This is a genomic window from Streptomyces sp. NPDC107454 (assembly GCF_055582885.1).
This window is the reverse complement of record NZ_JBVJPA010000007.1, coordinates 136719-161420: the sequence shown is the minus strand read 5'-3', so window position 1 is coordinate 161420 and position 24702 is coordinate 136719. Positions and strand designations below refer to the sequence as shown.

Below are 24702 nucleotides of genomic sequence, written 5' to 3'. Positions count from 1 at the left end.
CTGCGCGTCAGCCCGTCGTCTCCCCGCCCTTCGAGGTGGGCGAGACGGCGGGCTTCCGCACGTCCGGGGGCAGCCCGCGCGGCGAGGGCACCGCACCCAGCGGCCGGGGACCGGGCCGCCGCAGTGCCCGCGCGACCGCCGCCTCCAGCCCGAGCCGAGACCCCGCCTGTACGCACTCCTCGTACCGCTCGTCGCCCAGCCGCCGCCGGGCCCCGGCCTCGCACCGCTCGTGCGGCACGTTGTAGTACGCCGAGCCGAACAGACGCAGGCCCACCGAGGGCCACAGCCGGGCCGCCGCCCCCTGCAGCAGCGCGGCCTCGGCCGGATCGCCCTCCGCCTCCGTGACCAGCGCCAGCAGTTCGATCGCGAGGACCGTGCCGAGCAGGTCGTGGAAGGCGTGCCCGATGGCCAGGCTCTGTTCCAGGAGCTTGCGCGCGCGCCCCGGATCGCCCGCGGTCTGGGCCTCGTACGCCAGCACATACAGCGCGTAGGCGAGCGCCCAGCGCTCCCCGTGGTCCTCGCAGACCCGCCGGACGTCCTCGCACAGCCGCACCGCGCCCGGCAGATCGCCCCGGAACGCCAGCGCCATCGCCAGCTCCACCTGGGCCATCAGCACGTTGCTGTTGAGCTCGCCGATCGCGTGATAGCGGTCGAGCGCCGAGCGCAGCAGGGTTTCCGCGCGTGCCATGTCGTCGCCGATCAGCGCCAGACAGCCGGTGCGGTGCTCGGCGTAGGCGATCGCGGTGGGGTTGTCGGTGCGCTCTGCCTCCTCGCGGCACTCCTGGAGCGCGGTGAGCGCGGGCACCATGTCGCCCTGGAGGATCGCCACGTAGCCGAGCACCCACAAGGCCTTCAGCCGCGACTGGTCGCGGTCGCTGTCGAGCTCCACCCCGCGCTCCAGCCAGTGCCGCCCCTCCGCCAGCCGGCCGCAGCCGACCCAGTAGAACCACAGGCTGCCCGCCAGGTACTGGCCCAGATGTGTCTCGCCCGGTTCGGTCAGGCTGTACTCCAGGGCGCAGCGCAGATTCGGCAGCTCCGTCTCGATGCGCGCGGCCACCTCACCCTGCCGTGGCGAGAACCAGTCGAGCTCGCACCAGGTGGCCAGGCCCATGTACCAGTCGCGGTGGCGGCGGCGCAGCCGGCTCGCGTCGCCCGCCGCCACCAGCCAGTCCGCGCCGTACGCCCGGACCGTGTCCAGCATCCGGTAGCGCAGGCCGGCCGCCGTCTCCTCGCGCGCCAGCACCGACTGCGCGAGCAGCTCGCCCAGCACGTCGAGGACGTCGTCGGCGCGCAGTCCGTCACCGCTGCACACGTACTCGACGGCCTCCAGGTCGAACGGTCCGGCGAACACCGAGAGCCGCGACCACAGCAGCCGTTCCTCGGGCGTGCACAGCTCATGGCTCCAGCCGATCGCCGTCCGCAGCGTCTGGTGGCGTGGCAGGGCGTCGCGCCCACCGCCGGTGAGCAGCCGGAAGCGGTCGTCGAGCCGGGACAGCAGCTGCCCGGGGGAGAGGGCGCTCAGCCGGCCGGCGGCCAGTTCGACGGCGAGCGGGATCCCGTCCAGGCATCGGCACAGCTCCAGGACGTCCGCCCGGTTGCCGTCGTCCAGCGCGAACCCGGGTACCCGGGCCGCCGCCCGGTCCGTGAACAGCTCCGCGGCCTCCCGCTCGGGCAGCGGGGCCAGCGGGAACAGCAGCTCGCCCTCGACCTCCAGCGGCCTGCGGCCCACGGCGAGCACCCGCAGGCCCGGCGCATGCCGCAGCAGTTCGCCCACCAGCGCGGCGCACGCGTCCACCAGATGCTCGAACCCGTCCACAACCAGCAGGAGTTGACGCTCGGCGAGATGGTCGAGGAGCAGCGTGCGGGGCGGCCTCGACGTCTGGTCCGCCAGAGCGAGGGCCTCCACGAGCGCGTACGCGACGAGATCCGGATCGCGCACGGAGGCCAGCTCCACCCGCCATGATCCGTCGCGCGGCCGGGTGTGTGCGGCGGCCCGTGCCGCGAGGCGGGACTTGCCCACGCCGCCCGTGCCCGTCACCGTCACCAGCCGGGCCTGCCCCAGCGCCTCCGCCAGCCGTGCGAGTTCGGCCGTGCGCCCCACGAACGCGTTGAGTTCCAGGGGCAGATTGCCGGGTGCGGACCTGTCGGAGCACTCAGAAGCTCGCATGGGACACGGAGCGTACTGACCCGTAAGCGGTCCGTACAATCACTTCGCGCAAGTCCGGGCCCGGCAGCCGGTAATGCGGTACGGAGCGGCGGCCCCGGCGCGATAGGCTCGGGGGACGACTTTTTGATGTTCAGACACGATGTCCAGACGCGATGTCCAGGCAGGTATCAGACACGGTGTCCGGGCAGGTACTGGCAGGCACGTACTAGGGAGCGGGTGCGAACAGTGTCCGGTGGAGAGGTGGCCGGGATCCTGGTGGCCGTCTTCTGGGCGATCCTGGTCTCCTTCCTCGCCGTCGCACTGGCGAGGCTGGCCCAGACGCTCAGGGCGACCACCAAGCTCGTGGCGGACGTGACCGACCAGGCTGTCCCGCTGCTGGCCGACGCCTCCGCGGCGGTGCGCTCCGCGCAGACCCAGATCGACCGGGTCGACGCCATCGCGTCGGACGTCCAGGAGGTCACCTCGAACGCGTCGGCGCTCTCCACGACCGTCGCGTCCACCTTCGGCGGCCCGCTGGTGAAGGTCGCGGCGTTCGGCTACGGCGTCCGCCGGGCCATCGGCGGCCGCAAGGACAATGTGCCCCCCAAGGCCTCCCGTCGTACCGTGATCGTGGGCCGCACCGTCCCGTCCGCGCGACGGGGAAAGCGGAAGAAGGACTGACGCAGCGATGTTCCGCCGTACGTTCTGGTTCACCGCCGGCGCAGCCGCGGGTGTGTGGGCCACCACCAAGGTCAACCGCAAGCTCAAGCAGCTGACCCCCGAGAGCCTCGCGGCCCAGGCCGCGAACAAGGCGATCGAGGCCGGGCACCGGCTCAAGGACTTCGCGCTCGACGTCCGCGACGGCATGGCCGAGCGGGAGGCCGAACTCGACGAGGCACTCGGGCTCGATCGCCACCCCGAACTGCCCGCGCCCCGGCGTATCGCCGCGATCGAGAACAGTCCGAAACACAGCAAGAACCCGACGTACGTCGAGAGGTCGACGTACTCGTACAACCGGAATGAGGACCACTGATGGAGTCGGCCGAGATTCGCCGCCGCTGGTTGAGCTTCTACGAGGAGCGCGGTCACACTGTCGTTCCCTCGGCGTCGCTCATCGCGGACGACCCGACTCTGCTCCTGGTCCCCGCGGGCATGGTGCCCTTCAAGCCGTACTTCCTCGGTGAGGTCAAGCCGCCGTGGTCGCGCGCCACCAGCGTGCAGAAGTGCGTGCGCACACCCGACATCGAAGAGGTCGGCAAGACCACCCGGCACGGCACGTTCTTCCAGATGTGCGGCAACTTCTCCTTCGGCGACTACTTCAAGGAAGGCGCGATCACCTACGCCTGGGAGCTGCTCACCTCGCCCCAGGACAAGGGTGGTTACGGGCTCGACCCCGAGCGCCTGTGGATCACGGTCTACCTCGACGACGACGAGGCCGAGTCCATCTGGCGCGACAAGATCGGTGTCCCGGCCGAGCGCATCCAGCGCCTGGGCAAGAAGGACAACTACTGGTCCATGGGCGTCCCGGGCCCCTGCGGCCCCTGTTCCGAGATCAACTACGACCGCGGCCCCGAGTTCGGCGTCGAGGGCGGCCCGGCCGTCAACGACGAGCGGTACGTGGAGATCTGGAACCTGGTCTTCATGCAGTACGAGCGCGGTGAGGGCACCTCGAAGGAGGACTTCGAGATCCTCGGCGAGCTGCCCAGCAAGAACATCGACACCGGCCTCGGCATGGAACGCCTCGCCATGATTCTGCAGGGCGTGCAGAACATGTACGAGATCGACACCTCCATGGCCGTCATCAAGAAGGCCACCGAGCTCACGGGCGTCGAGTACGGCGCCGCCCACGAGTCCGACGTCTCGCTGCGCGTGGTCACCGACCACATGCGCACCTCCGTGATGCTCATCGGCGACGGCGTGAGCCCCGGCAACGAGGGCCGCGGCTACGTGCTGCGCCGCATCATGCGCCGCGCCATCCGCAACATGCGGCTGCTCGGGGCCACCGGTCCGGTCGTCAAGGACCTCATCGACGTCGTGATCGAGATGATGGGCCAGCAGTACCCGGAGCTCGTCACCGACCGGCAGCGCATCGAGACCGTGGCCCTCGCCGAGGAGGCCGCCTTCCTCAAGACGTTGAAGGCCGGCACGAACATCCTCGACACGGCCATCACCGACACCAAGGAGTCCGGCGGCACGGTGCTCGCCGGCGACAAGGCCTTCCTGCTCCACGACACCTGGGGCTTCCCGATCGACCTCACCCTCGAAATGGCCGCCGAGCAGGGCCTTTCGGTGGACGAGGACGGCTTCCGGCGTCTGATGAAGGAGCAGCGGGACAAGGCCAAGGCCGACGCCCAGGCCAAGAAGACGGGTCACGCCGACCTCGGCGCCTACCGTCAGATCGCCGACGCCGCCGGCGAGACCGAGTTCATCGGCTACGACCGGACCGACGGCGAGTCGCGCATCGTCGGCATCCTGGTCGACGGTGTCTCCTCGCCCGCGGCCACCGAGGGCGACGAGGTCGAGATCGTCCTCGACCGCACCCCGTTCTACGCCGAGGGCGGCGGCCAGATCGGTGACACCGGCCGCATCAAGGTCGACACCGGTGCCGTCATCGAGATCCGCGACTGCCAGAAGCCCGTCCCGGGTGTGTACGTCCACAAGGGCGTCGTCCAGGTCGGCGAGGTCACTGTCGGTGCCCAGGCCCAGGCCACCATCGACTCCCGTCGCCGGACGGCCATCGCCCGCGCCCACTCGGCCACGCACCTCACCCACCAGGCCCTGCGCGACGCCCTCGGCCCGACGGCCGCCCAGGCCGGTTCCGAGAACCAGCCCGGCCGCTTCCGCTTCGACTTCGGTTCCCCCTCGGCCGTTCCGACGGCCGTCATGACCGACGTCGAGCAGAAGATCAACGAGGTGCTCACCCGCGACCTGGACGTGCACGCCGAGATCCTGAGCCTCGACGAGGCCAAGAAGCAGGGTGCCATCGCCGAGTTCGGCGAGAAGTACGGCGAGCGCGTCCGCGTCGTGACCATCGGCGACTTCTCCAAGGAGCTGTGCGGCGGCACGCATGTGCACAACACCTCCCAGCTCGGCCTGGTCAAGCTGCTCGGCGAGTCCTCGATCGGCTCCGGCGTACGGCGTATCGAGGCCCTGGTGGGCGTCGACGCCTACAACTTCCTGGCCCGCGAGCACACGGTCGTCGCCCAGCTCCAGGAGCTGATCAAGGGCCGTCCCGAGGAGCTCCCGGAGAAGGTCTCCGCCATGCTCGGCAAGCTGAAGGACGCCGAGAAGGAGATCGAGAAGTTCCGCGCGGAGAAGGTGCTGCAGGCCGCCGCCGGTCTCGTGGAGTCCGCCAAGGACGTCCGCGGTGTGGCTCTTGTCACCGGCCAGGTCCCGGACGGCACGAGCGCCGACGACCTGCGCAAGCTGGTCCTCGACGTGCGCGGCCGCATCCAGGGCGGACGGGCCGCCGTGGTGGCCCTGTTCACCACCGCGGGCGGCAAGCCGCTCACGGTCATCGCCACCAACGAGGCCGCCCGCGAGCGTGGCCTCAAGGCCGGTGACCTGGTCCGTACGGCCGCCAAGACCCTCGGCGGCGGCGGTGGCGGCAAGCCGGACGTCGCCCAGGGCGGCGGCCAGAACCCGGCCGCCATCGGCGAGGCCGTCGACGCGGTCGAGCGGCTCGTCGCCGAGACGGCCAAGTGAGCACGGACGATCAGCAGCGGAGCGAGGACGGCCGGGGCATGCGCCGCGGCCGCCGGCTCGCGATCGATGTCGGGGACGCCCGGATCGGGGTCGCCTCGTGCGACCCCGACGGGATCCTCGCGACTCCGGTCGAGACCGTGCCGGGGCGCGATGTCCCGGCCGCTCAGCGCCGGTTGAAGCAACTCGTCGAGGAGTACGAGCCGATCGAGGTCGTCGTCGGGCTCCCTCGCTCCCTCAAGGGGGGCGAGGGTCCCGCCGCCGTGAAGGTGCGGGCCTTCGCCCAGGAGCTGGCCCGGGCGATCATGCCCGTCTGCGTTAGGCTCCTCGACGAGAGGATGACCACAGTGACGGCCAGTCAGGGTCTACGCGCGTCGGGCGTGAAGTCCAAAAAGGGCAGGTCCGTCATCGACCAGGCGGCCGCCGTCGTCATCCTGCAGCAGGCTCTGGAGTCCGAACGGGCGTCAGGCAACCCACCGGGTGAGGGCGTCGAAGTGGTCATCTGATCGCGATACGGTAACGTTCCGCGCGATGTGGTGGTGTTCGAACAGCCACCGCACAGCGAAGAGGCGGACGGGAGCCGAGCCACCAGCGACAGCAGCCACCGCCTCGCGGCTCTAGGGGATCGATGACTGAGTATGGCCGGGGCCCAGGCTCCGAACCGTGGAATCCGGAGGACCCGTTGTACGGGGACGGCGGATGGGGAGGACAGGCCGCCGACGGCCAGTCCCCCTACGGCGGCCAGCCGCAGCACTACCCGCAGCAGCCGCAGCAGCAGCACCAGCAGTCCCAGTACGGCGAGTGGAGCCCCGACCAGCAGGGCGGCTACGGCCAGGAGCAGCAGTACGGCGCCCAGAACCAGCAGCAGTACGAGGGCCACGGCGGGCAGCAGTATCACGACCAGGGCCGGCAGCACTTCCACGGTCAGGGGCAGCAGCAGTACCCGCAGCAGTACCCCGGCCAAGGGCAGCAGCAGTACGTCGATCAGGGTCAGCAGCAGTACAACGGACAGAACCAGCAGCAGTACCACGATGGCGGCTGGGACAACGGGACGCAGCACCAGGTCGGCTACGCCACCGACCCGAACGACCCGTACGCGAACCAGGCCGCCGGGTACACCGGTGAGCAGCCCGACTTCTACAACACTCCCGACGCGTATCCGCCGCCGGAGCCGCCCGCCCGTCGCCGCGCCGAGCCCGAACCGGAGACCGACTGGGATCCGGGACCCGACCAAGGCGAACACGCCTTCTTCGCGGGCGGCGACGACGATGACGACCTCGACGACGACGATCCGAAGGCCGGCCGCGATCGGAAGGGCCGCGCAGGCAAGGGCGACAAGGGCAAGAAGCGCCGCAGCGGCTGCGCCTGCCTGATGGTCGTGCTGGTCTTCGGCGGCGGTATCGGCGGAATCGGATATTACGGGTACCACACCTATCAGAATCGCTTCGGCCCTGCTCCGGACTATGCGGGTGGCGGCACGGGCGAGGTGACGGTCGAGATCCCCAAGGGGGCGTTGGGCTCGGCGATCGGGCGGGTGCTGAAGGAAGCCGGAGTCGTCAAGAGTGTCGACGCCTTCGTGTCCGCCCAGCAGCAGACACCCGATGGGGACAAGATCCAGGCGGGCGCGTATGTGCTGAAGAAGGGCATGTCGGCCGCCAGTGCGGTCAAGCTGATGCTCGATCCGAAGAGCCAGAACAACGTGATCGTCGCTCCTGGACAGCGCAACGTCGTCGTCTATCAGGCGATCGACAAAAGGCTCGATCTCGCGGACGGCACCACCGGGAAGATCGCCAAGAAGGAGTACAAGACCTTCGGACTTCCCAGCTGGGCGAACGACAACAAGGACATAAAGGATCCGCTGGAAGGATTCCTCTACCCGGCGACCTATCCCGCCGCCAAGGGCATGAAGCCCGAGGCGATCCTGAAGCAGATGGTGACGCAGGCCAAGGAGAAGTACGCGGCGTACAACCTCGAGGCCAAGGCCAAGGAACTGAACCTGCAGAACCCGCTCCAGGTCGTCACGGTGGCGAGCCTCGTCCAGGCCGAGGGCAAGACGCACGACGACTTCCGCAAGATGGCCGAGGTGGTCTACAACCGTCTCAAGGTCACGAACACGGAGACCAACAGGCTGCTCCAGTTCGACTCGACCTTCAATTACCTGAAGGGCCAGAGCAACATCCACATCAGCGAGTCCGAGATCAACAGCAACAAGGACCCGTACAACACCTATACGCGCAAGGGCCTGCCGCCCGGCCCGATCGGCAACCCCGGTGACGACGCGATCACGGCGACGTTGAACCCGACCAGCGACGGCTGGATCTATTTCGTGGCGACCGACGGTCAGAGCAACACCGAATTCGCCAAGAACCTTGCGGAATTCCAGAAGCTCAAGGACAAGTTCAATGCCAACTCGGGCAACTGACGCCCGGCGGGCTGCTGTACTCGGCTCCCCGATCGCCCATTCCCTCTCCCCGGTGCTGCACCGCACCGCGTACCGGGAGCTGGGACTCGGTGACTGGTCCTACGACCGTTTCGAGATCGACGAGGAGGCGCTGCCGGGCTTCTTCGGGGACCTCGGTCCCGAGTGGGCGGGTCTGTCGCTGACCATGCCGCTCAAGCGGGCCGTGATCCCGCTGCTCGACGAGGTCAGTGAGACGGCGGCCTCGGTCGAGGCCGTCAACACGGTCGTGTTCACCGAGGACGGCCGTCGCGTCGGCGACAACACCGACATCCCCGGGATGGTCGCCGCGCTGCGCGAGCGCGGGATCGAGCAGGCGGACTCCGCCGCGATCCTCGGCGCGGGCGCCACCGCCTCCTCCGCGCTGGCCGCGCTCGCCCGGATCTGCACCGGAGAGGTCGTCGCCTACGTCCGCAGCGCGGAGCGGGCCGCCGAGATGCGGCAGTGGGGCGAGCGGCTCGACGTGGAGGTCCGTACGGAGGACTGGGCGCACGCCGCGCAGGCCCTGCGCGCCCCGCTCGTGATCGCCACCACCCCCGCGGGTACGACGGACTCCCTGTCGGCTGCGGTCCCGGAACGGCCCGGGACGCTCTTCGACGTGCTGTACGACCCGTGGCCCACCGACCTCGCGGCCCGCTGGTCCGGCTACGGCGGCGCCGTGGTCAGCGGACTCGACCTGCTCGTGCACCAGGCGGTGCTCCAGGTCGAGCGGATGACCGGACGCGCCCCGGCGCCCCTCGACGCCATGCGGAAGGCGGGCGAGCAGGCCCTCGCGAGCCGCTGAGCACCGCCGCGCCGGGCCGGGTGCCGTCCCGCCTGATGGACCTGCGGCGGGGCACCGCGCCCGGACGTGGGAGGATCGGGGGTGGCGGACCCGGGCCGCGCACCCGGTCGCGCCGTCGCCGTACACGAGGACGCGTGTACGCAGCAGCAGTACCAGGGCGCGAGCATGAGGAGCACCGTTGAGCAGGTTGCGCTGGCTGACCGCGGGGGAGTCCCACGGTCCCGCACTTGTCGCGACGCTGGAGGGCCTTCCCGCCGGCGTGCCGATCACCACGGAAATGGTGGCGGACCACCTCGCCCGACGGCGCCTGGGCTATGGACGCGGTGCCCGGATGAAGTTCGAGCGCGACGAGGTCACCTTCCTGGGCGGTGTCCGGCACGGTCTCACCCTCGGCTCGCCGGTGGCCGTCATGGTCGGCAACACCGAGTGGCCCAAGTGGGAGCAGGTCATGGCGGCCGACCCGGTCGACCCGTCGGTGCTGGCGGAGGTGGCCCGCAACGCGCCGCTGACCCGGCCCCGGCCCGGCCACGCCGACCTCGCGGGTATGCAGAAGTACGGCTTCGACGAGGCCCGGCCGATCCTGGAGCGCGCCTCCGCCCGGGAGACCGCGGCCCGTGTCGCGCTGGGTGCCGTGGCCCGTTCGTACCTGAAGGAGACGGCCGGGATCGAGATCGTCTCGCACGTCGTCGAGCTGGCCGCGGCGAAGGCCCCGTACGGCGTCTACCCCAAGCCCTCGGACGTCGAGAGGCTCGATGCCGACCCGGTGCGCTGCCTCGACGCCGACGCGTCGAAGGCGATGGTCGCGGAGATCGACCAGGCCCACAAGGACGGCGACACGCTCGGCGGCGTCGTCGAGGTGCTCGCGTACGGCGTGCCGGTGGGCCTCGGCTCGCACGTGCACTGGGACCGGCGCCTCGACGCCCGGCTCGCGGCCGCGCTGATGGGCATCCAGGCGATCAAGGGCGTCGAGGTCGGCGACGGCTTCGAACTGGCCCGTGTGCCCGGTTCCAAGGCCCACGACGAGATCGTCCACACCGAGGACGGCATCCGCCGCACCTCCGGCCGCTCCGGCGGCACCGAGGGCGGTCTGACCACCGGCGAGCTGCTGCGCGTCCGCGCCGCGATGAAGCCGATCGCGACCGTGCCGCGCGCGCTGGCCACGATCGACGTGGCGACCGGCGAGGCCGCCAAGGCCCACCACCAGCGCTCCGACGTCTGCGCGGTCCCGGCCGCCGGAATCGTCGCCGAGGCCATGGTCGCCCTCGTCCTCGCGGACGCGGTGGCCGAGAAGTTCGGCGGCGACAGCGTGCCCGAGACGCGGCGCAACGTCGAGTCCTACCTCGAGAACCTGGTCGTGCGGTGACCGCTGGACCGCTGGTCGTCCTCGTCGGGCCGATGGGTGTCGGCAAGTCCACCGTCGGCGCGCTGGTCGCGGCCCGGCTCGGCTGCGCCTACCGCGACACGGACGACGACATCGTGGCCGAGCAGGGCCGCACCATCGCCGACATCTTCGTCGACGAGGGCGAGCCGGCCTTCCGCGCCATCGAGAAGAGCGCCGTGCACAAGGCGCTGGCCGAGCACGACGGGGTACTGGCGCTGGGCGGCGGCTCGATCCTCGACGCCGACACCCGCGCGCGGCTCGCCGGGCACCGGGTCGTCTACCTCTCCATGGACGTGGAGGAGGCGGTCCAGCGCACCGGACTGAACGTGGCCCGTCCGCTGCTCGCCGTCAACCCGCGCCGGCAGTGGCGCGAGCTGATGGAGGCCCGCCGCCACCTGTACACCGAAGTCGCCCGCGCGGTCGTGCCCACCGACGGCCGCACCCCCGAAGAGGTCGCCCAAGCCGTCCTCGACGCACTGGAGTTGAAGGAAGCATGAGCGAGGCAGTGACGCGTATCCAGGTCGGCGGCACCGCGGGCACCGACCCGTACGAGGTCCTGGTGGGCCGTCAACTCCTCGGTGAACTGGGCGCGTTGATCGGCGACAGAGCCCAGCGCGTCGCGATCATCCACCCCGAGGCGCTCGCCGAGACCGGGGACGCGCTCCGCGCCGACCTGGCCGGACAGGGCTTCGAGGCCGTCGCCGTCCAGGTGCCCAACGCGGAGGAGGCCAAGACCGCGGAGGTCGCCGCCTACTGCTGGAAGGCGCTCGGCCAGTCCGGCTTCACCCGCACCGACGTCATCGTCGGCGTGGGCGGCGGCGCCACCACCGACCTCGCCGGGTTCGTCGCGGCGACCTGGCTGCGCGGGGTGCGGTGGATCGCCGTTCCCACCACCGTGCTCGGCATGGTGGACGCGGCGGTCGGCGGCAAGACCGGCATCAACACCGCCGAGGGCAAGAACCTCGTCGGCTCCTTCCACCCGCCCGCGGGCGTGCTCTGCGACCTGGCCGCGCTCGACTCGCTGCCGGTCAACGACTTCGTCTCCGGGCTCGCGGAGATCATCAAGGCCGGCTTCATCGCCGACCCGGTGATCCTCGAGCTCATCGAGTCCGACCCCGAGGCGGCGCGGACGCCCGCGGGCCCGCACACCGCCGAGCTCATCGAGCGCTCCATCAAGGTGAAGGCCGAGGTCGTCTCGGGCGACCTCAAGGAGTCGGGGCTCCGCGAGATCCTCAACTACGGCCACACCCTGGCGCACGCCATCGAGAAGAACGAGCGCTACAAGTGGCGGCACGGCGCGGCGGTCTCCGTCGGCATGCACTTCGCCGCCGAACTGGGCCGACTGGCGGGCCGGCTGGACGACGCGACCGCCGACCGCCACCGCACGATCCTGGAGTCCGTCGGCCTCCCGCTCAGCTACCGCTACGACCAGTGGCCCAAGCTGCTGGAGAACATGAAGGTCGACAAGAAGTCCCGCGGCAACCTGCTGCGCTTCATCGTCCTCGACGGGCTGGCCAAGCCGACCGTCCTGGAGGGCCCCGACCCGGCGGTGCTCCTCGCCGCATACGGCGAAGTGGGGGAGTAGCTCCCAACGGGCCCCTGCTTGGCCCTTTTTGCCCTCCGTTCATGGGCACTCCCCAGCTTCCCCGGCCGTTCACACAACGACGGCCGGGGAAGGTACCGTTCGGTAGGGGTCGCTCCCGCGCCCTTCAGGCTGTGGGGGACAGTGGGAGGCTCCGCTCGTCGGCGTCAATCGCCCGCCGCGAGCGAACGGGCGAAAAGATCACGAGACGGAGTGGCACCGGATGCAGCACGCAGTGGGGGCTCCGCTGCCGCCGCCCCACCAGCCGGGGCAAGGACCCGCCGCCGGCTGGTCGCCGGCCGCACAGCACCCGGGACACCCGGGCGGACCCCCCGGTCCTGCGCCCACGAGCCCACCCGCCCCCGGCTTCACCGGTCCGCCGCCGGGACATCCGGCGCCGCCCGCGCACCTGCCCCATCCCGCGCCCCCGCAGCACGCCCCCGCGGCGCCGATCCCCGACACGACGGGTCATGTGCAGCTGCCCCCGGGCGGTCCGGTCGCCATGCCCAGCGCCCCGGGCGCCCCCGACCCCGCGGCGACCACCCTCGCCGTGCTGCTCATCGGGCCCGCGGGTGCGGGCAAGACGAGCGTCGCCAAGTACTGGGCGGACCACCGCCGGGTGCCGACCGCCCACATCAGCCTCGACGACGTACGGGAATGGGTGCGCTCGGGCTTCGCCGACCCGCAGTCGGGGTGGAACGACCATTCGGAGGCGCAGTACCGCCTGGCCCGCCGCACCTGCGGCTTCGCCGCGCGGAACTTCCTGGCGAACGGCATCTCCTGCATCCTCGACGACGCGGTCTTCCCGGACCGCCCGGTCGTCGGCCTCGGCGGCTGGAAGCGGCACGTCGGGCCGGGGCTGCTGCCCGTGGTGTTGTTGCCGGGCCTGGAGATAGTCCTGGAGCGCAACGCCGAGCGCTCCGGAAACCGCCGCCTGACCGACGAGGAAGTCGCCCGTATCCACGGCCGCATGGCCGGCTGGTACGGCTCCGGGCTCCCCATCATCGACAACTCCCAGCTCGACGTCCCGTCCACGGCCCGCGTCCTGGACGAGGTCCTGGCCCGCTCCATCGCGAGCCCACCGCAGTGGTAGCCCCGCGGCACGGCGTCGGTGGCGACCCCGTCGGGGGTGCCGCGTCCTTGGTGTCGCCCCCCGCCGTTGTCCGGACGGTCATGGCGCGACGCCCCGCGAGTCGGGTCGCGCCGCCCGTCGGGCCCCGCTGATCGCAGTCGCGGAACCGGCCCCCGGCCCCACCCGCGGCGCCTCCGTCTCACCGTCGAGCGCCTGGCGCCCATCCGGCCCCGCTGGAACGGCGGCATCGCGTGGACGCTCGTAGGCTCGATTTATGTCAGAGGTGTACGCGGCGCGACGCGAGCGGCTTCGGGAGCGCTGCGCGGCGGGCGGCAGCGCGACGGCGCTCGTCACCCGCCCGGCCAACGTGAGGTACCTCGCCGGCGCGGCCCCGCGCGGTGCCGTCCTCCTGCTGGGCAGCAGTGAGGACCTGCTGCTCTGCGGCGCTCCGCCGAGCGGCGAGGCCGAGGAGGGGCGTCCCGACGAGGCGCTGCGCGTGCAGGTGCTGCCGCGCGCCGGGGGCGACGCGGCCGTGGCCGCCGCCGACGCCGCCATCGCCCAGGGCGCCGACTCCCTCGCGGTCGAGGAGCACCACCTCACCGTGGCCCGGCACCGGGCCATCGGGTCCGTGGCACCCGGACTGCGCCTCGCCGACCTGGGCGGTGCGGTGGAGCAGCTGCGGGTGATCAAGGACGAGGAGGAGATCTCCTGTCTGCGGATCGGCGCCGAGATCGCCGACCAGGCGCTCGGAGAGCTCCTCGAATCGATCCTCGTCGGCCGCACCGAGCGGCATCTCGCGCTGGAGCTGGAGCGCCGGCTCGTCGACCACGGTGCCGACGGCCCCGCCTTCGCGACCTCCGTGGGCACCGGCCCGAACTCCGGGCGGCGCGGGCACCGGCCCACCGACCGGCGCGTCGAGGAGGGAGATTTCCTTTCCGTCTGCCTCGGCGCGACCTACCGCGGCTACCGCTGCGAAATCGGCCGTACCTTTGTGATCGGTACCTCTCCCGCCGACTGGCAGATCGAGTTGTACGACCTCGTCTTTGCCGCGCAGCGGGCCGGACGCGAGGCGCTGGTACCCGGCGCCGCCTACCGTGACGTGGACCGGGCCGCACGCCACGTGCTCGACTCCGCGGGCCACACGGAAGGCCTTCCCGCACTGACCGGGCACGGTGTGGGGCTCGAAATCGACGAGGACCCGCAGCTGGCCCCCGCGGCCATGGGTAAACTGGACACTTGCGTGCCGGTCACCGTCGAACCGGGGGTCCACCTCCCGGGCCGGGGCGGTGTCAGGATCGATGACACGCTCGTCGTACGCCCCGAGGCGGACGGCGGACCCGAGCTACTCACCATCACGACCAAGGAACTGCTCGCGCTGTAGCCAATCGCTACGCGCGTGTCCCGGGGTCGTCCACGTCAGTCCAGGAGATTCCGCAACCGTGGCTTCCACGAACGACCTCAAGAACGGCCTGGTGCTCAAGCTCGACGGAGGCCAGCTCTGGTCCGTCGTCGAGTTCCAGCACGTCAAGCCCGGCAAGGGCCCGGCCTTCGTGCGCACCAAGCTGAAGAACGTGCTCTCCGGCAAGGTCGTCGACAAGACGTTCAACGCCGGCGTCAAGGTCGAGACGGCCACGATCGACAAGCGCGACATGCAGTTCTCGTACATGGACGGCGAGTACTTCGTCTTCATGGACATGGACACGTACGACCAGCTCATGGTCGACCGCAAGTCTGTCGGCGACGCCGCCAACTTCCTGATCGAGGGCTTCACCGCCACCGTGGCGCAGCACGAGGGCGAGGTGCTCTTCGTCGAGCTGCCGGCCGCCGTCGAGCTCGTCATCCAGGAGACCGAGCCGGGTGTCCAGGGCGACCGCTCCACCGGCGGCACCAAGCCCGCCACCCTGGAGACCGGTCACCAGATCCAGGTCCCGCTCTTCATCACCACCGGTGAGAAGATCAAGGTCGACACCCGCACGAGCGACTACCTCGGCCGGGTGAACAGCTAACCGTGGCTGCCCGCAACACGGCCCGCAAGCGCGCCTTCCAGATCCTCTTCGAGGGCGACCAGCGCGGCGTGGACGTCCTGACGGTCCTCGCGGACTGGATCCGGCACTCCCGGACCGACACCCGGCAGCCGCCGGTCAGCGAGTACACGATGGAGCTGGTCGAGGGCTACGCCACCAAGGCGAAGCGGATCGACGAGCTCATCGCGACGTACGCCGTCGACTGGACGCTGGACAGGATGCCGGTCGTCGACCGCAACATCCTGCGCCTCGGCGCCTACGAGCTGATCTGGGTCGACGGGACCCCCGACGCCGTGGTCCTCGACGAGGCGGTGCAACTGGCGAAGGAGTTCTCCACGGACGAGTCGCCCTCGTTCGTGAACGGCCTGCTGGGCCGCCTGAAGGACCTGAAGCCGTCGCTGCGCCGCGACGAGGCCTGAGCGCTCCGCTGGAAGCGCCAGGACGTGCCGTCGGTCGTCTGCGGCGCCATCGTGGCCGGCCGCGCAGTTCACCGTGCCCCTTCAGGGCGCTGGGGAACCGCGGCGGACTTCGCCCGGCCCGCTCAGCGCGTACGGCGCCCGTGGAACGTACGCGCCCGTAGACGACGTACGAAAACGCCGGAGGGCCCGCAGCACGTCCGCTGCGGGCCCTCCGGCGTTCCCGTACCCCAGCTGGCTCCCGAGGCCCGCACAAAGCCGCCGGGGTGGGCGGAACACATGGTTCCGGCCACCCCGGCGGCACGTTTCTGCTGAACTCCCCGAAGGGGTCAGCCCTCGTCGTGGGAGACGGCGCGGCGCGCGTCCGCGTCCAGCACGCCCCAGCTGATCAGCTGCTCGGTGAGGACCGAGGGCGACTGGTCGTAGATGACGGCGAGGGTGCGCAGGTCGTCCTGGCGGATCGACAGCACCTTGCCGTTGTAGTCACCGCGCTGGGACTGGATCGTCGCGGCGTAACGCTGCAGCGGACCCGCCTTCTCGGCCGGCACGTGGGCCAGCCGCTCCAGGTCGAGGACGAGCTTCGGCGGCGGCTCGGCGGCTCCGCCAGGAGTGGTGCCGGGCAGCAGCTCCTGCACGGGCACCCCGTAGAAATCCGCCAGTTCGGCGAGGCGCTGCACGGTGACGGCGCGGTCGCCGCGCTCGTACGACCCGACCACTACCGCCTTCCAGCGTCCCTGTGACTTCTCCTCGACTCCGTGGAGAGAAAGGCCCTGCTGGGTGCGGATGGCCCGGAGCTTGGCCCCGAGCTGTTTGGCGTATTCGCTGGACATATAGCTCCCCGGACGCTGTATCAACGTGCGGCTCCGCCGCGCGGCTGGTGACTCTGGTGACTCACTGTGAGGTTACGCAGCGTTACTCTCCCCCGTCAAGCCGAATGGTCCGGACCGACCCTCGCGCGGGAAGTCACCGGCGGTGGCCCACGGGGTGGTGATCAGGCGCGTTGCCGGGCTGGTACCGTGGATGGCGCAAATCCGACGTCCTTTAATGATCCGTCCCGTGAGGCGGAGAAGGAGGTCCGTTTCGTATGGACACCGAGCAGGACAAGCAGCAGTACGAAGCCGATGCGCGGCCCGTTCTGGAAGCCCCCGACATCGCGCGGGTGCTGACCCGCATCGCCCACGAGATCGTCGAACGCGCCAAGGGTGCCGACGACGTGGTGCTCCTCGGCATTCCGACCCGGGGTGTCTTCCTGGCCCGCAGACTGGCCGACAAGCTCGAAGAGATCACCGCTCGCAAGATCCCGGTCGGGTCGCTCGACATCACCATGTACCGCGACGACCTGCGCATGCACCCGCCGCGTGCGCTGGCCCGCACCGAGATCCCCGGTGACGGCATCGACGGCCGCCTGGTCGTCCTCGTCGACGACGTGCTCTTCTCCGGCCGCACCATCCGCGCCGCGCTCGACGCGCTGAACGACATCGGCCGGCCGCGCGCCGTGCAGCTCGCGGTCCTCGTCGACCGCGGCCACCGCGAACTGCCCATCCGTGCCGACTACGTCGGCAAGAACCTCCCCACGTCGCTGCGGGAGACGGTCAAGGTCCAGCTCGCCGAGGAGGACGGTCGCGACACCGTGCTGCTCGGTGCGAAGCGGACCTCCCCGGGCGCACAGCAGTAGCACTCCGGAGTACGTCACCGCCGTACGCCCCCGAGTGCGCTCCTCGCGCGCCCGCCTGCCCGAATTCTCCTGAACTGCCTTACGGAGCCTGACAGATGCAGCGTCATCTCATCTCGGCCGCCGACCTCACCCGCGACGACGCCGTCCTGATCCTCGACACCGCCGAGGAGATGGCCCGGGTCGCCGACCGGCCGATCAAAAAGCTGCCGACCCTGCGCGGCCGCACCGTGGTCAACCTCTTCTTCGAGGACTCGACCCGTACCCGGATCTCCTTCGAGGCCGCCGAGAAGCGCCTCTCCGCGGACGTCATCAACTTCACCGCCAAGGGTTCCTCGGTGTCCAAGGGGGAGTCCCTGAAGGACACCGCCCAGACCCTCGAAGCCATGGGCGTCGACGCCGTCGTCATCCGGCACGGCGCCTCCGGAGCCCCGTACCGGCTCGCCACCTCGGGCTGGATCGACGCCGCCGTCATCAACGCGGGTGACGGCACCCACCAGCACCCCACGCAGGCCCTGCTCGACGCCTTCACCATGCGCCGCCGCCTGGTCGGCCGCGACGCCGGGATAGGGCAGGACCTGGCCGGCAAGCGGATCACGATCGTCGGCGACATCCTGCACAGCCGGGTCGCCCGCTCCAACGTCGACCTGCTGCACACCCTCGGCGCCGAGGTCACCCTCGTCGCCCCGCCCACCCTGGTGCCGGTCGGCGTGGGGTCCTGGCCCTGCGAGATCTCCTACGACCTCGACAGCACCCTTTCCAAGTCCGACGCGGTGATGATGCTGCGCGTCCAGCGCGAGCGGATGAACGCGGCGTTCTTCCCGACCGAGCGCGAGTACTCGCGGCGCTACGGCCTCGACGGCGACCGCATGGCCAAGATGCCCGAGCACGCCATCGTGATGCACCCCGGCCCGATGGTCCGCGGCATGGAGATCACCGCCGAGGTCGCCGACTCCGACCGCTGCACCGTCGTCGAGCAGGTCGCGAACGGCGTCTCGATCCGCATGGCCGTGCTCTACCTGCTCCTGGGCGGCAACGAGCCCGCCGTCACCCACACCCGTACCGAGGAGAAGTAAGAACATGAGCAAGATCCTGATCCGTGGTGCGAAGGTGCTCGGGGGCGAGCCGCAGGACGTGCTGATCGACGGCGCCGTGATCGAGGCGGTCGGCACCGGTCTCCCGGACGAGGGCGCCGAGGTCGTCGAGGCCGACGGCAAGGTCCTCCTGCCGGGCCTCGTCGACCTGCACACCCATCTGCGGGAGCCCGGTCGTGAGGACTCCGAGACCGTCCTGACCGGTACGCGAGCGGCGGCGAGCGGCGGCTACACCGCCGTCTTCGCCATGGCCAACACCTTCCCCGTCGCCGACACCGCCGGTGTGGTCGAGCAGGTCTACCGGCTCGGCCAGGAGCACGGCTACTGCGACGTGCAGCCCATCGGCGCCGTCACGGTCGGCCTGGAGGGCAAGAAGCTCGCCGAGCTCGGCGCGATGCACGAGTCCGCGGCCGGCGTCACGGTCTTCTCGGACGACGGCAAGTGCGTGGACGACGCGGTGATCATGCGCCGGGCCCTGGAGTACGTGAAGGCCTTCGGCGGTGTGGTCGCGCAGCACGCGCAGGAGCCCCGCCTCACCGAGGGCGCCCAGATGAACGAGGGCGTCGTCTCCGCCGAGCTGGGACTCGGGGGCTGGCCCGCGGTGGCCGAAGAATCGATCATCGCCCGGGATGTCCTGCTCGCCGAGCACGTCGGCTCGCGCGTCCACATCTGCCACCTGTCGACCGCCGGCAGCGTCGAGATCGTGCGCTGGGCCAAGTCCCGCGGCATCGACGTCACCGCCGAGGTCACCCCGCACCACCTCCTCCTCACCGACGAGCTGGTCCGCACGTACAACCCGGTCTACAAGGTCAACCCGCCGCTGCGCACCGAGCGCGACGTGACGGCGCTGCGCGAGGCGCTCGCCGACGGCACCATCGACATCGTCGCCACCGACCACGCGCCGCACCCGCACGAGGACAAGGACTGCGAGTGGGCCGCCGCCGCCATGGGCATGGTGGGCCTCGAGACCGCGCTCTCCGTCGTCCAGCAGACGATGGTGGAGACCGGGCTGCTCGACTGGGCCGGCGTCGCCGAGCGCATGTCCTTCAAGCCCGCCCGGATCGGGCAGGCCGCGGGCCACGGCCGTCCCGTCTCGGCAGGTGAGCCCGCCAACCTCACGCTCGTCGACACGGCATACCGTGGGTCCGTGGACCCCGCGGGCTTCGCCTCGCGCAGCCGCAACACCCCCTACGAGGGCCGTGAGCTGCCGGGCCGGGTCACGCACACCTGGCTGCGGGGCAAGGCCACCCTCGTCGACGGGAAGCTCGCGTGACATCTCTCATCCCGATGGCCGCCTCCTTGGCTGCCGAACAGAAGTCGGCCGAAGTGACCGACTGGGCCGCCCGGATCGGCTGGCTCGTCGGCCTCGTCCTGTTCGTCGCCCTCGTCTACTGGCTGATGCGCGAGGGCTGGAAGTGGCGCGGCACCCTTCAGAGTGACCTGCCGGAGCTGCCCACCGCGCCGGAAGACCCCGGCCCGGTGAAACTGAGCATGAGCGGCCGCTACCACGGCTCCACCACCGCCGGGCAGTGGCTGGACCGCATCGTGGCGCACGGCCTGGGCACCCGAAGCCGGGTCGAGCTCACGCTGACGGACGCGGGACTGGACGTCGTACGCCCCGGCGCCGGCGACTTCTTCATCCCGGCCGAGGCACTGCGCGAGGCCCTGCTCGGCAAGGGCATCGCGGGGAAGGTCCTCAGTGAGGGCGGTCTGCTCATCGTCACCTGGGCGCACGGCGACAAGCTGATCGACTCCGGTTTCCGCGCGGACCGCGCGGCCGAGCACACCGAGTGGGTCGACACCCTGAACAACATGATCAACAAGAGCACCAAGACGGAAGGCGCACGATGACGACCTCCAACCAGGGAGCCGCCTCGCAGAGGCACAAGGCAGCTCCCGCCGTACTCGTCCTGGAGGACGGCCGGACCTTCCGTGGCCGCGCCTACGGGGCCGCGGGGGTGACCTTCGGCGAGGCCGTGTTCTCGACCGGGATGACGGGCTACCAGGAGACCCTCACCGACCCGTCGTACCACCGCCAGGTCGTCGTCATGACCGCCCCGCACGTCGGCAACACCGGCGTCAACGACGAGGACCCCGAGTCGAAGCGGATCTGGGTCGCCGGCTACGTCGTCCGTGACCCCGCGCGCGTGCCCTCCAACTGGCGCGCCCGGCGCTCGCTGGACGAGGAACTGCGCAGCCAGGGCGTCGTCGGCATCAGCGGTATCGACACCCGCGCCCTCACCCGCCACCTGCGTGAGCGCGGCGCCATGCGCGTCGGCATCTTCTCCGGCAACGCGCTGCCCGACGAGGGCACCATGCTCGCCGAGGTGCGCCAGGCGCCCGAGATGAAGGGCGCGAACCTCGCCGCCGAGGTCGCCACCAAGGAGACGTACGTCGTCCCCGCCATCGGCGAGAAGAAGTTCACCGTCGCCGCCGTCGACCTGGGCATCAAGGGCATGACCCCGCACCGCATGGCCGAGCGCGGCATCGAGGTGCACGTGCTGCCCGCCACGGCCACCGCCGAGGACGTGTACGTCGTGAACCCCGACGGGGTCTTCTTCTCCAACGGCCCCGGTGACCCGGCCACCGCCGACGGTCCCGTCGCCGTCATGCGGGAGGTCCTCGCCCGCAGGACCCCGCTCTTCGGGATCTGCTTCGGCAACCAGATCCTGGGCCGCGCCCTCGGGTTCGGCACGTACAAGCTGAAGTACGGCCACCGCGGCATCAACCAGCCGGTCCAGGACCGTACGACCGGCAAGGTCGAGGTCACCGCGCACAACCACGGCTTCGCCGTCGACGCGCCGCTCGACAAGGTCTCCGAGACCCCCTACGGCCGCGCCGAGGTCTCCCACGTCTGCCTGAACGACCAGGTCGTCGAGGGGCTCCACCTCCTCGACCAGCCGGCCTTCAGCGTCCAGTACCACCCCGAAGCGGCAGCCGGCCCGCACGACGCCGCCTACCTGTTCGACCGCTTCGTTTCCCTGATGGAGGGCCAGCGTGCCTAAGCGCACCGATATCCAGTCCGTCCTGGTCATCGGCTCCGGCCCGATCGTCATCGGCCAGGCCGCCGAGTTCGACTACTCCGGCACCCAGGCGTGCCGCATCCTGCGCGCCGAGGGCCTGAGGGTCATCCTGGTCAACTCCAACCCGGCGACGATCATGACGGACCCGGAGATCGCCGACGCCACCTACGTCGAGCCGATCACCCCCGAGTTCGTCGAGAAGATCATCGCCAAGGAGCGCCCCGACGTCCTGCTGCCGACCCTCGGCGGCCAGACGGCCCTCAACACCGCGATCTCCATGCACGAGCAGGGTGTGCTGGAGAAGTACGGTGTCGAGCTCATCGGCGCCAACGTCGAGGCGATCAACAAGGGTGAGGACCGCGACCTCTTCAAGGGCGTCGTCGAGGCCGTGCGCGAGAAGATCGGCCACGGCGAGTCCGCCCGGTCCGTGATCTGCCACTCCATGGAGGACGTCCTCAAGGGCGTCGACACGCTCGGGGGTTACCCCGTCGTGGTGCGTCCCTCCTTCACCATGGGCGGCGCCGGCTCCGGCTTCGCGCACGACGAGGAGGAGCTGCGCCGCATCGCGGGCCAGGGCCTCACGCTCTCCCCGACCACCGAGGTGCTCCTGGAGGAGTCCATCCTCGGCTGGAAGGAGTACGAGCTGGAGCTGATGCGCGACAAGAACGACAACGTCGTGGTCGTCTGCTCCATCGAGAACTTCGACCCCATGGGCGTCCACACCGGCGACTCCATCACGGTCGCCCCGGCCATGACGCTGACCGACCGCGAGTACCAGCGGCTGCGCGACATCGGCATCGCGATCATCCGCGAGGTCGGCGTCGACACCGGCGGCTGCAACATCCAGTTCGCGGTCAACCCCGACGACGGCCGCATCATCGTCATCGAGATGAACCCGCGCGTGTCGCGCTCCTCGGCCCTCGCCTCCAAGGCGACCGGCTTCCCGATCGCCAAGATCGCCGCGAAGCTCGCCGTCGGCTACACGCTCGACGAGATCCCGAACGACATCACGGAGAAGACCCCGGCCTCCTTCGAGCCGACGCTCGACTACGTGGTCGTGAAGGCCCCGCGCTTCGCCTTCGAGAAGTTCCCGTCCGCCGACTCCACCCTGACGACCACCATGAAGTCGGTCGGCGAGGCCATGGCGATCGGCCGCAACTTCACCGAGGCGCTGCAGAAGGCGCTGCGGTCGCTGGAGAAGAAGGGCAGCCAGTTCACGTTCGTCGGCGAGCCCGGTGACAAGGCGCTTCTCCTGGAAGAGGCCGTGCGGCCCACGGACGGCCGGATCAACTCCGTCATGCAGGCGATCCGCGCGGGCGCCACGCCCGAGGAGGTCTTCGAGTCGACGAAGATCGACCCGTGGTTCGTCGACCAGCTCTTCCTGATCAAGGAGATCGCTGACGAGCTGGCCGCCGCCGACAAGCTCGACCCCGAGCTGCTCGCCGAGGCCAAGCGGCACGGCTTCTCCGACGCCCAGATCGCCGAGATCCGCGGGCTGCGCGAGGACGTGGTGCGCGAGGTGCGGCACGCGCTGGGCGTACGACCGGTGTACAAGACGGTCGACACCTGCGCCGCCGAGTTCGCGGCGAAGACGCCGTACTTCTACTCCTCCTACGACGAGGAGACCGAGGTCGCGCCGCGCGAGAAGCCCGCGGTGATCATCCTGGGCTCCGGTCCGAACCGTATCGGCCAGGGCATCGAGTTCGACTACTCCTGCGTCCACGCCTCCTTCGCGCTCAGCGACGCGGGCTACGAGACCGTGATGGTCAACTGCAACCCCGAGACCGTCTCCACGGACTACGACACCTCCGACCGTCTGTACTTCGAGCCGCTGACGCTCGAGGACGTGCTGGAGATCGTCCACGCGGAGTCGCTGGCCGGCCCGATCGCCGGTGTCATCGTCCAGCTCGGCGGGCAGACCCCGCTGGGCCTGGCCCAGGCACTCAAGGACAACGGCGTGCCGGTCGTCGGCACGTCCCCCGAGGCGATCCATGCCGCCGAGGACCGCGGCGCCTTCGGACGCGTTCTCGCGGAGGCCGGCCTCCCGGCCCCCAAGCACGGCACCGCCACCACCTTCGCCGAGGCCAAGGCCATCGCGGACGAGATCGGCTACCCGGTCCTCGTACGGCCGTCGTACGTCCTCGGCGGGCGCGGCATGGAGATCGTGTACGACGAGACCCGGCTGTCGTCCTACATCGCCGAGTCGACCGAGATCAGCCCCTCCCGGCCGGTCCTGGTCGACCGCTTCCTCGACGACGCGATCGAGATCGACGTCGACGCCCTGTACGACGGCGAGGAGCTGTACCTCGGCGGCGTCATGGAGCACATCGAGGAGGCCGGCATCCACTCCGGCGACTCGGCGTGCGCGCTGCCCCCGATCACGCTGGGCGGCTTCGACCTCAAGCGGCTGCGGGCCTCGACCGAGGCCATCGCCAAGGGTGTCGGGGTCCGTGGCCTGATCAACATCCAGTTCGCGATGGCGGGCGACATCCTCTACGTCCTCGAAGCCAACCCGCGAGCCTCCCGCACGGTCCCCTTCACCTCGAAGGCGACCGCGGTGCCGCTGGCGAAGGCCGCCGCCCGGATCTCGCTGGGCGCGACCGTCGCCGAGCTGCGGGCGGAGGGGCTGCTCCCCGCGCACGGTGACGGCGGCGAGCTGCCGTTCGACGCGCCGATCTCCGTCAAGGAGGCCGTCATGCCGTGGTCGCGCTTCCGCGACATCCACGGACGCGGCGTCGACACCGTCCTCGGCCCGGAGATGCGCTCCACCGGTGAGGTCATGGGCATCGACTCCGTCTTCGGCACGGCGTACGCCAAGTCGCAGGCGGGTGCCTACGGTCCGCTGCCGACCAAGGGCCGCGCCTTCATCTCGGTCGCCAACCGCGACAAGCGCTCGATGATCTTCCCGGCGCGCGAGCTGGTCGCACACGGCTTCGAGCTGCTGGCCACCTCCGGCACGGCCGAGGTGCTCAAGCGCAACGGCATCAACGCGACGGTCGTGCGCAAGCAGTCCGAGGGCACAGGACCGAACGGCGAGCGGACCATCGTCCAGCTGATCCACGACGGCGAGGTCGACCTCATCGTCAACACGCCGTACGGCACCGGTGGCCGCCTCGACGGCTACGAGATCCGTACGGCCGCGGTGGCACGCTCCGTGCCGTGCCTGACGACCGTCCAGGCACTCGCCGCCGCCGTCCAGGGCATCGACGCGCTCAACCACGGCGACGTGGGCGTGCGCTCACTCCAGGAACACGCCGAGCATCTGACAGCGGCCCGCGACTAGCAGCCCTGAGGGGGACACCGGAAACGGTGTCCCCCTCTTCATGAGGCTCATGAGGCTTCACGAAG

At 70.6% G+C, this 24702-nt stretch carries 21 protein-coding genes; 19 read left to right on the top strand and 2 right to left on the bottom strand.

The genetic code is table 11. The annotated features are described in order from the left end of the window. Nucleotides 1-7 precede the first annotated feature (7 nt). Nucleotides 8-2167, bottom strand: coding sequence for an ATP-binding protein (locus tag ACZ69M_RS18950; RefSeq protein WP_470051186.1), 2160 nt, complete (start codon nt 2165-2167; stop codon nt 8-10). A 216-nt stretch (nt 2168-2383) separates the two neighbouring features. Here ACZ69M_RS18950 and ACZ69M_RS18945 point away from each other — a divergent pair, with 216 nt between their 5' ends. The 13 genes from ACZ69M_RS18945 to nusB all read left to right on the top strand — a co-directional run bounded on the left by ACZ69M_RS18945 (nt 2384) and on the right by nusB (nt 15568). Beyond that, entirely contained in the window at nt 2384-2827 is a 444-nt protein-coding gene (locus ACZ69M_RS18945) for a DUF948 domain-containing protein (RefSeq protein ID WP_075027554.1), read from the top strand. 7 nt (nt 2828-2834) lie between these two features. After that, nucleotides 2835-3179, top strand: a complete 345-nt coding sequence (locus ACZ69M_RS18940) for a DUF6167 family protein (RefSeq protein WP_067365972.1) — start codon at nt 2835-2837, stop codon at nt 3177-3179. Next, nucleotides 3179-5851, top strand: a complete 2673-nt coding sequence (gene alaS / locus ACZ69M_RS18935; protein ID WP_470051183.1) for an alanine--tRNA ligase — start codon at nt 3179-3181, stop codon at nt 5849-5851. The genes ACZ69M_RS18940 and alaS overlap by 1 nt, the downstream gene beginning before the upstream one ends. 38 nt (nt 5852-5889) lie before the next feature. Beyond that, nucleotides 5890-6354: a Holliday junction resolvase RuvX gene (ruvX, locus tag ACZ69M_RS18930; protein WP_470051698.1), complete on the top strand. Its 465-nt coding sequence runs from the start codon at nt 5890-5892 to the stop codon at nt 6352-6354. Nucleotides 6355-6476: 122 nt separating this feature from the next. After that, on the top strand, nt 6477-8270 hold the full coding sequence (mltG, locus tag ACZ69M_RS18925) for an endolytic transglycosylase MltG (protein WP_470051181.1): 1794 nt from the start codon (nt 6477-6479) through the stop codon (nt 8268-8270). Further along, the gene (locus tag ACZ69M_RS18920) at nt 8251-9090 is read left to right on the top strand and encodes a shikimate dehydrogenase (protein ID WP_470051179.1); all 840 of its coding nucleotides are present in this window, start codon (nt 8251-8253) and stop codon (nt 9088-9090) included. Before mltG ends, ACZ69M_RS18920 begins: the two co-directional genes overlap by 20 nt. Nucleotides 9091-9268: 178 nt before the next feature. Next, complete coding sequence (aroC, locus tag ACZ69M_RS18915; protein ID WP_168490030.1) at nt 9269-10453, top strand: chorismate synthase; 1185 nt, start codon at nt 9269-9271, stop codon at nt 10451-10453. Next, nucleotides 10450-10968, top strand: coding sequence for a shikimate kinase (locus ACZ69M_RS18910; RefSeq protein WP_470051177.1), 519 nt, complete (start codon nt 10450-10452; stop codon nt 10966-10968). Before aroC ends, ACZ69M_RS18910 begins: the two co-directional genes overlap by 4 nt. Then, nucleotides 10965-12056 (top strand): 3-dehydroquinate synthase, encoded by a 1092-nt coding sequence (gene aroB, locus ACZ69M_RS18905; protein WP_470051176.1) that lies wholly within the window; start codon nt 10965-10967, stop codon nt 12054-12056. Before ACZ69M_RS18910 ends, aroB begins: the two co-directional genes overlap by 4 nt. Before the next feature lie 220 nt (nt 12057-12276). Further along, nucleotides 12277-13146 (top strand): Pro-rich N-terminal domain-containing protein, encoded by an 870-nt coding sequence (locus ACZ69M_RS18900; protein WP_470051174.1) that lies wholly within the window; start codon nt 12277-12279, stop codon nt 13144-13146. Nucleotides 13147-13399: 253 nt separating this feature from the next. Then, nucleotides 13400-14506 (top strand): M24 family metallopeptidase, encoded by a 1107-nt coding sequence (locus ACZ69M_RS18895; RefSeq protein WP_470051172.1) that lies wholly within the window; start codon nt 13400-13402, stop codon nt 14504-14506. Nucleotides 14507-14564: 58 nt separating this feature from the next. Continuing rightward, nucleotides 14565-15131 carry an elongation factor P gene (gene efp / locus ACZ69M_RS18890; protein ID WP_010988257.1) on the top strand — a complete coding sequence of 189 codons (567 nt, stop codon included), beginning with the start codon at nt 14565-14567 and terminating at the stop codon, nt 15129-15131. Nucleotides 15132-15133: 2 nt separating this feature from the next. Beyond that, a complete protein-coding gene (gene nusB / locus ACZ69M_RS18885) occupies nt 15134-15568 on the top strand; it encodes a transcription antitermination factor NusB (RefSeq protein ID WP_067366002.1) in 435 nt (144 codons plus the stop codon). A 326-nt stretch (nt 15569-15894) separates the two neighbouring features. Here nusB and bldD read toward each other — a convergent pair whose 3' ends face one another. Then, the gene (bldD, locus tag ACZ69M_RS18880; RefSeq protein ID WP_067366005.1) at nt 15895-16395 is read right to left on the bottom strand and encodes a transcriptional regulator BldD; all 501 of its coding nucleotides are present in this window, start codon (nt 16393-16395) and stop codon (nt 15895-15897) included. Nucleotides 16396-16649: 254 nt separating this feature from the next. Here bldD and pyrR point away from each other — a divergent pair, with 254 nt between their 5' ends. From pyrR to carB, 6 genes are all read left to right on the top strand, one after another. After that, entirely contained in the window at nt 16650-17240 is a 591-nt protein-coding gene (pyrR, locus tag ACZ69M_RS18875) for a bifunctional pyr operon transcriptional regulator/uracil phosphoribosyltransferase PyrR (RefSeq protein WP_470051170.1), read from the top strand. A 95-nt stretch (nt 17241-17335) separates the two neighbouring features. Then, nucleotides 17336-18313, top strand: coding sequence for an aspartate carbamoyltransferase catalytic subunit (locus ACZ69M_RS18870; protein WP_352049287.1), 978 nt, complete (start codon nt 17336-17338; stop codon nt 18311-18313). A gap of 4 nt (nt 18314-18317) precedes the next feature. Then, nucleotides 18318-19604, top strand: a complete 1287-nt coding sequence (locus ACZ69M_RS18865) for a dihydroorotase (RefSeq protein WP_470051168.1) — start codon at nt 18318-18320, stop codon at nt 19602-19604. A gap of 14 nt (nt 19605-19618) precedes the next feature. Next, nucleotides 19619-20182: a PH-like domain-containing protein gene (locus ACZ69M_RS18860; RefSeq protein WP_470051696.1), complete on the top strand. Its 564-nt coding sequence runs from the start codon at nt 19619-19621 to the stop codon at nt 20180-20182. Next, nucleotides 20179-21336 carry a glutamine-hydrolyzing carbamoyl-phosphate synthase small subunit gene (carA, locus tag ACZ69M_RS18855; protein WP_470051166.1) on the top strand — a complete coding sequence of 386 codons (1158 nt, stop codon included), beginning with the start codon at nt 20179-20181 and terminating at the stop codon, nt 21334-21336. Before ACZ69M_RS18860 ends, carA begins: the two co-directional genes overlap by 4 nt. Further along, nucleotides 21329-24637 carry a carbamoyl-phosphate synthase large subunit gene (gene carB, locus ACZ69M_RS18850; RefSeq protein WP_470051164.1) on the top strand — a complete coding sequence of 1103 codons (3309 nt, stop codon included), beginning with the start codon at nt 21329-21331 and terminating at the stop codon, nt 24635-24637. Before carA ends, carB begins: the two co-directional genes overlap by 8 nt. Nucleotides 24638-24702 lie beyond the last annotated feature (65 nt).

Excerpts from the sequence above, each read along its gene's own strand:
- ACZ69M_RS18865 (WP_470051168.1), top strand. The coding sequence starts at position 18,318 with ATGAGCAAGATCCTGATCCGTGGTGCGAAGGTGCTCGGGGGCGAGCCG.
- bldD (WP_067366005.1), bottom strand. The coding sequence starts at position 16,395 with ATGTCCAGCGAATACGCCAAACAGCTCGGGGCCAAGCTCCGGGCCATC.
- ACZ69M_RS18940 (WP_067365972.1), top strand. The coding sequence starts at position 2,835 with ATGTTCCGCCGTACGTTCTGGTTCACCGCCGGCGCAGCCGCGGGTGTG.
- carA (WP_470051166.1), top strand. The coding sequence starts at position 20,179 with ATGACGACCTCCAACCAGGGAGCCGCCTCGCAGAGGCACAAGGCAGCT.
- ACZ69M_RS18950 (WP_470051186.1), bottom strand. The coding sequence starts at position 2,167 with ATGCGAGCTTCTGAGTGCTCCGACAGGTCCGCACCCGGCAATCTGCCC.
- ACZ69M_RS18900 (WP_470051174.1), top strand. The coding sequence starts at position 12,277 with ATGCAGCACGCAGTGGGGGCTCCGCTGCCGCCGCCCCACCAGCCGGGG.
- aroB (WP_470051176.1), top strand. The coding sequence starts at position 10,965 with ATGAGCGAGGCAGTGACGCGTATCCAGGTCGGCGGCACCGCGGGCACC.
- ACZ69M_RS18860 (WP_470051696.1), top strand. The coding sequence starts at position 19,619 with ATGGCCGCCTCCTTGGCTGCCGAACAGAAGTCGGCCGAAGTGACCGAC.
- pyrR (WP_470051170.1), top strand. The coding sequence starts at position 16,650 with ATGGACACCGAGCAGGACAAGCAGCAGTACGAAGCCGATGCGCGGCCC.
- ACZ69M_RS18895 (WP_470051172.1), top strand. The coding sequence starts at position 13,400 with ATGTCAGAGGTGTACGCGGCGCGACGCGAGCGGCTTCGGGAGCGCTGC.
- alaS (WP_470051183.1), top strand. The coding sequence starts at position 3,179 with ATGGAGTCGGCCGAGATTCGCCGCCGCTGGTTGAGCTTCTACGAGGAG.
- mltG (WP_470051181.1), top strand. The coding sequence starts at position 6,477 with ATGACTGAGTATGGCCGGGGCCCAGGCTCCGAACCGTGGAATCCGGAG.
- ACZ69M_RS18920 (WP_470051179.1), top strand. The coding sequence starts at position 8,251 with ATGCCAACTCGGGCAACTGACGCCCGGCGGGCTGCTGTACTCGGCTCC.
- ruvX (WP_470051698.1), top strand. The coding sequence starts at position 5,890 with ATGCGCCGCGGCCGCCGGCTCGCGATCGATGTCGGGGACGCCCGGATC.
- ACZ69M_RS18870 (WP_352049287.1), top strand. The coding sequence starts at position 17,336 with ATGCAGCGTCATCTCATCTCGGCCGCCGACCTCACCCGCGACGACGCC.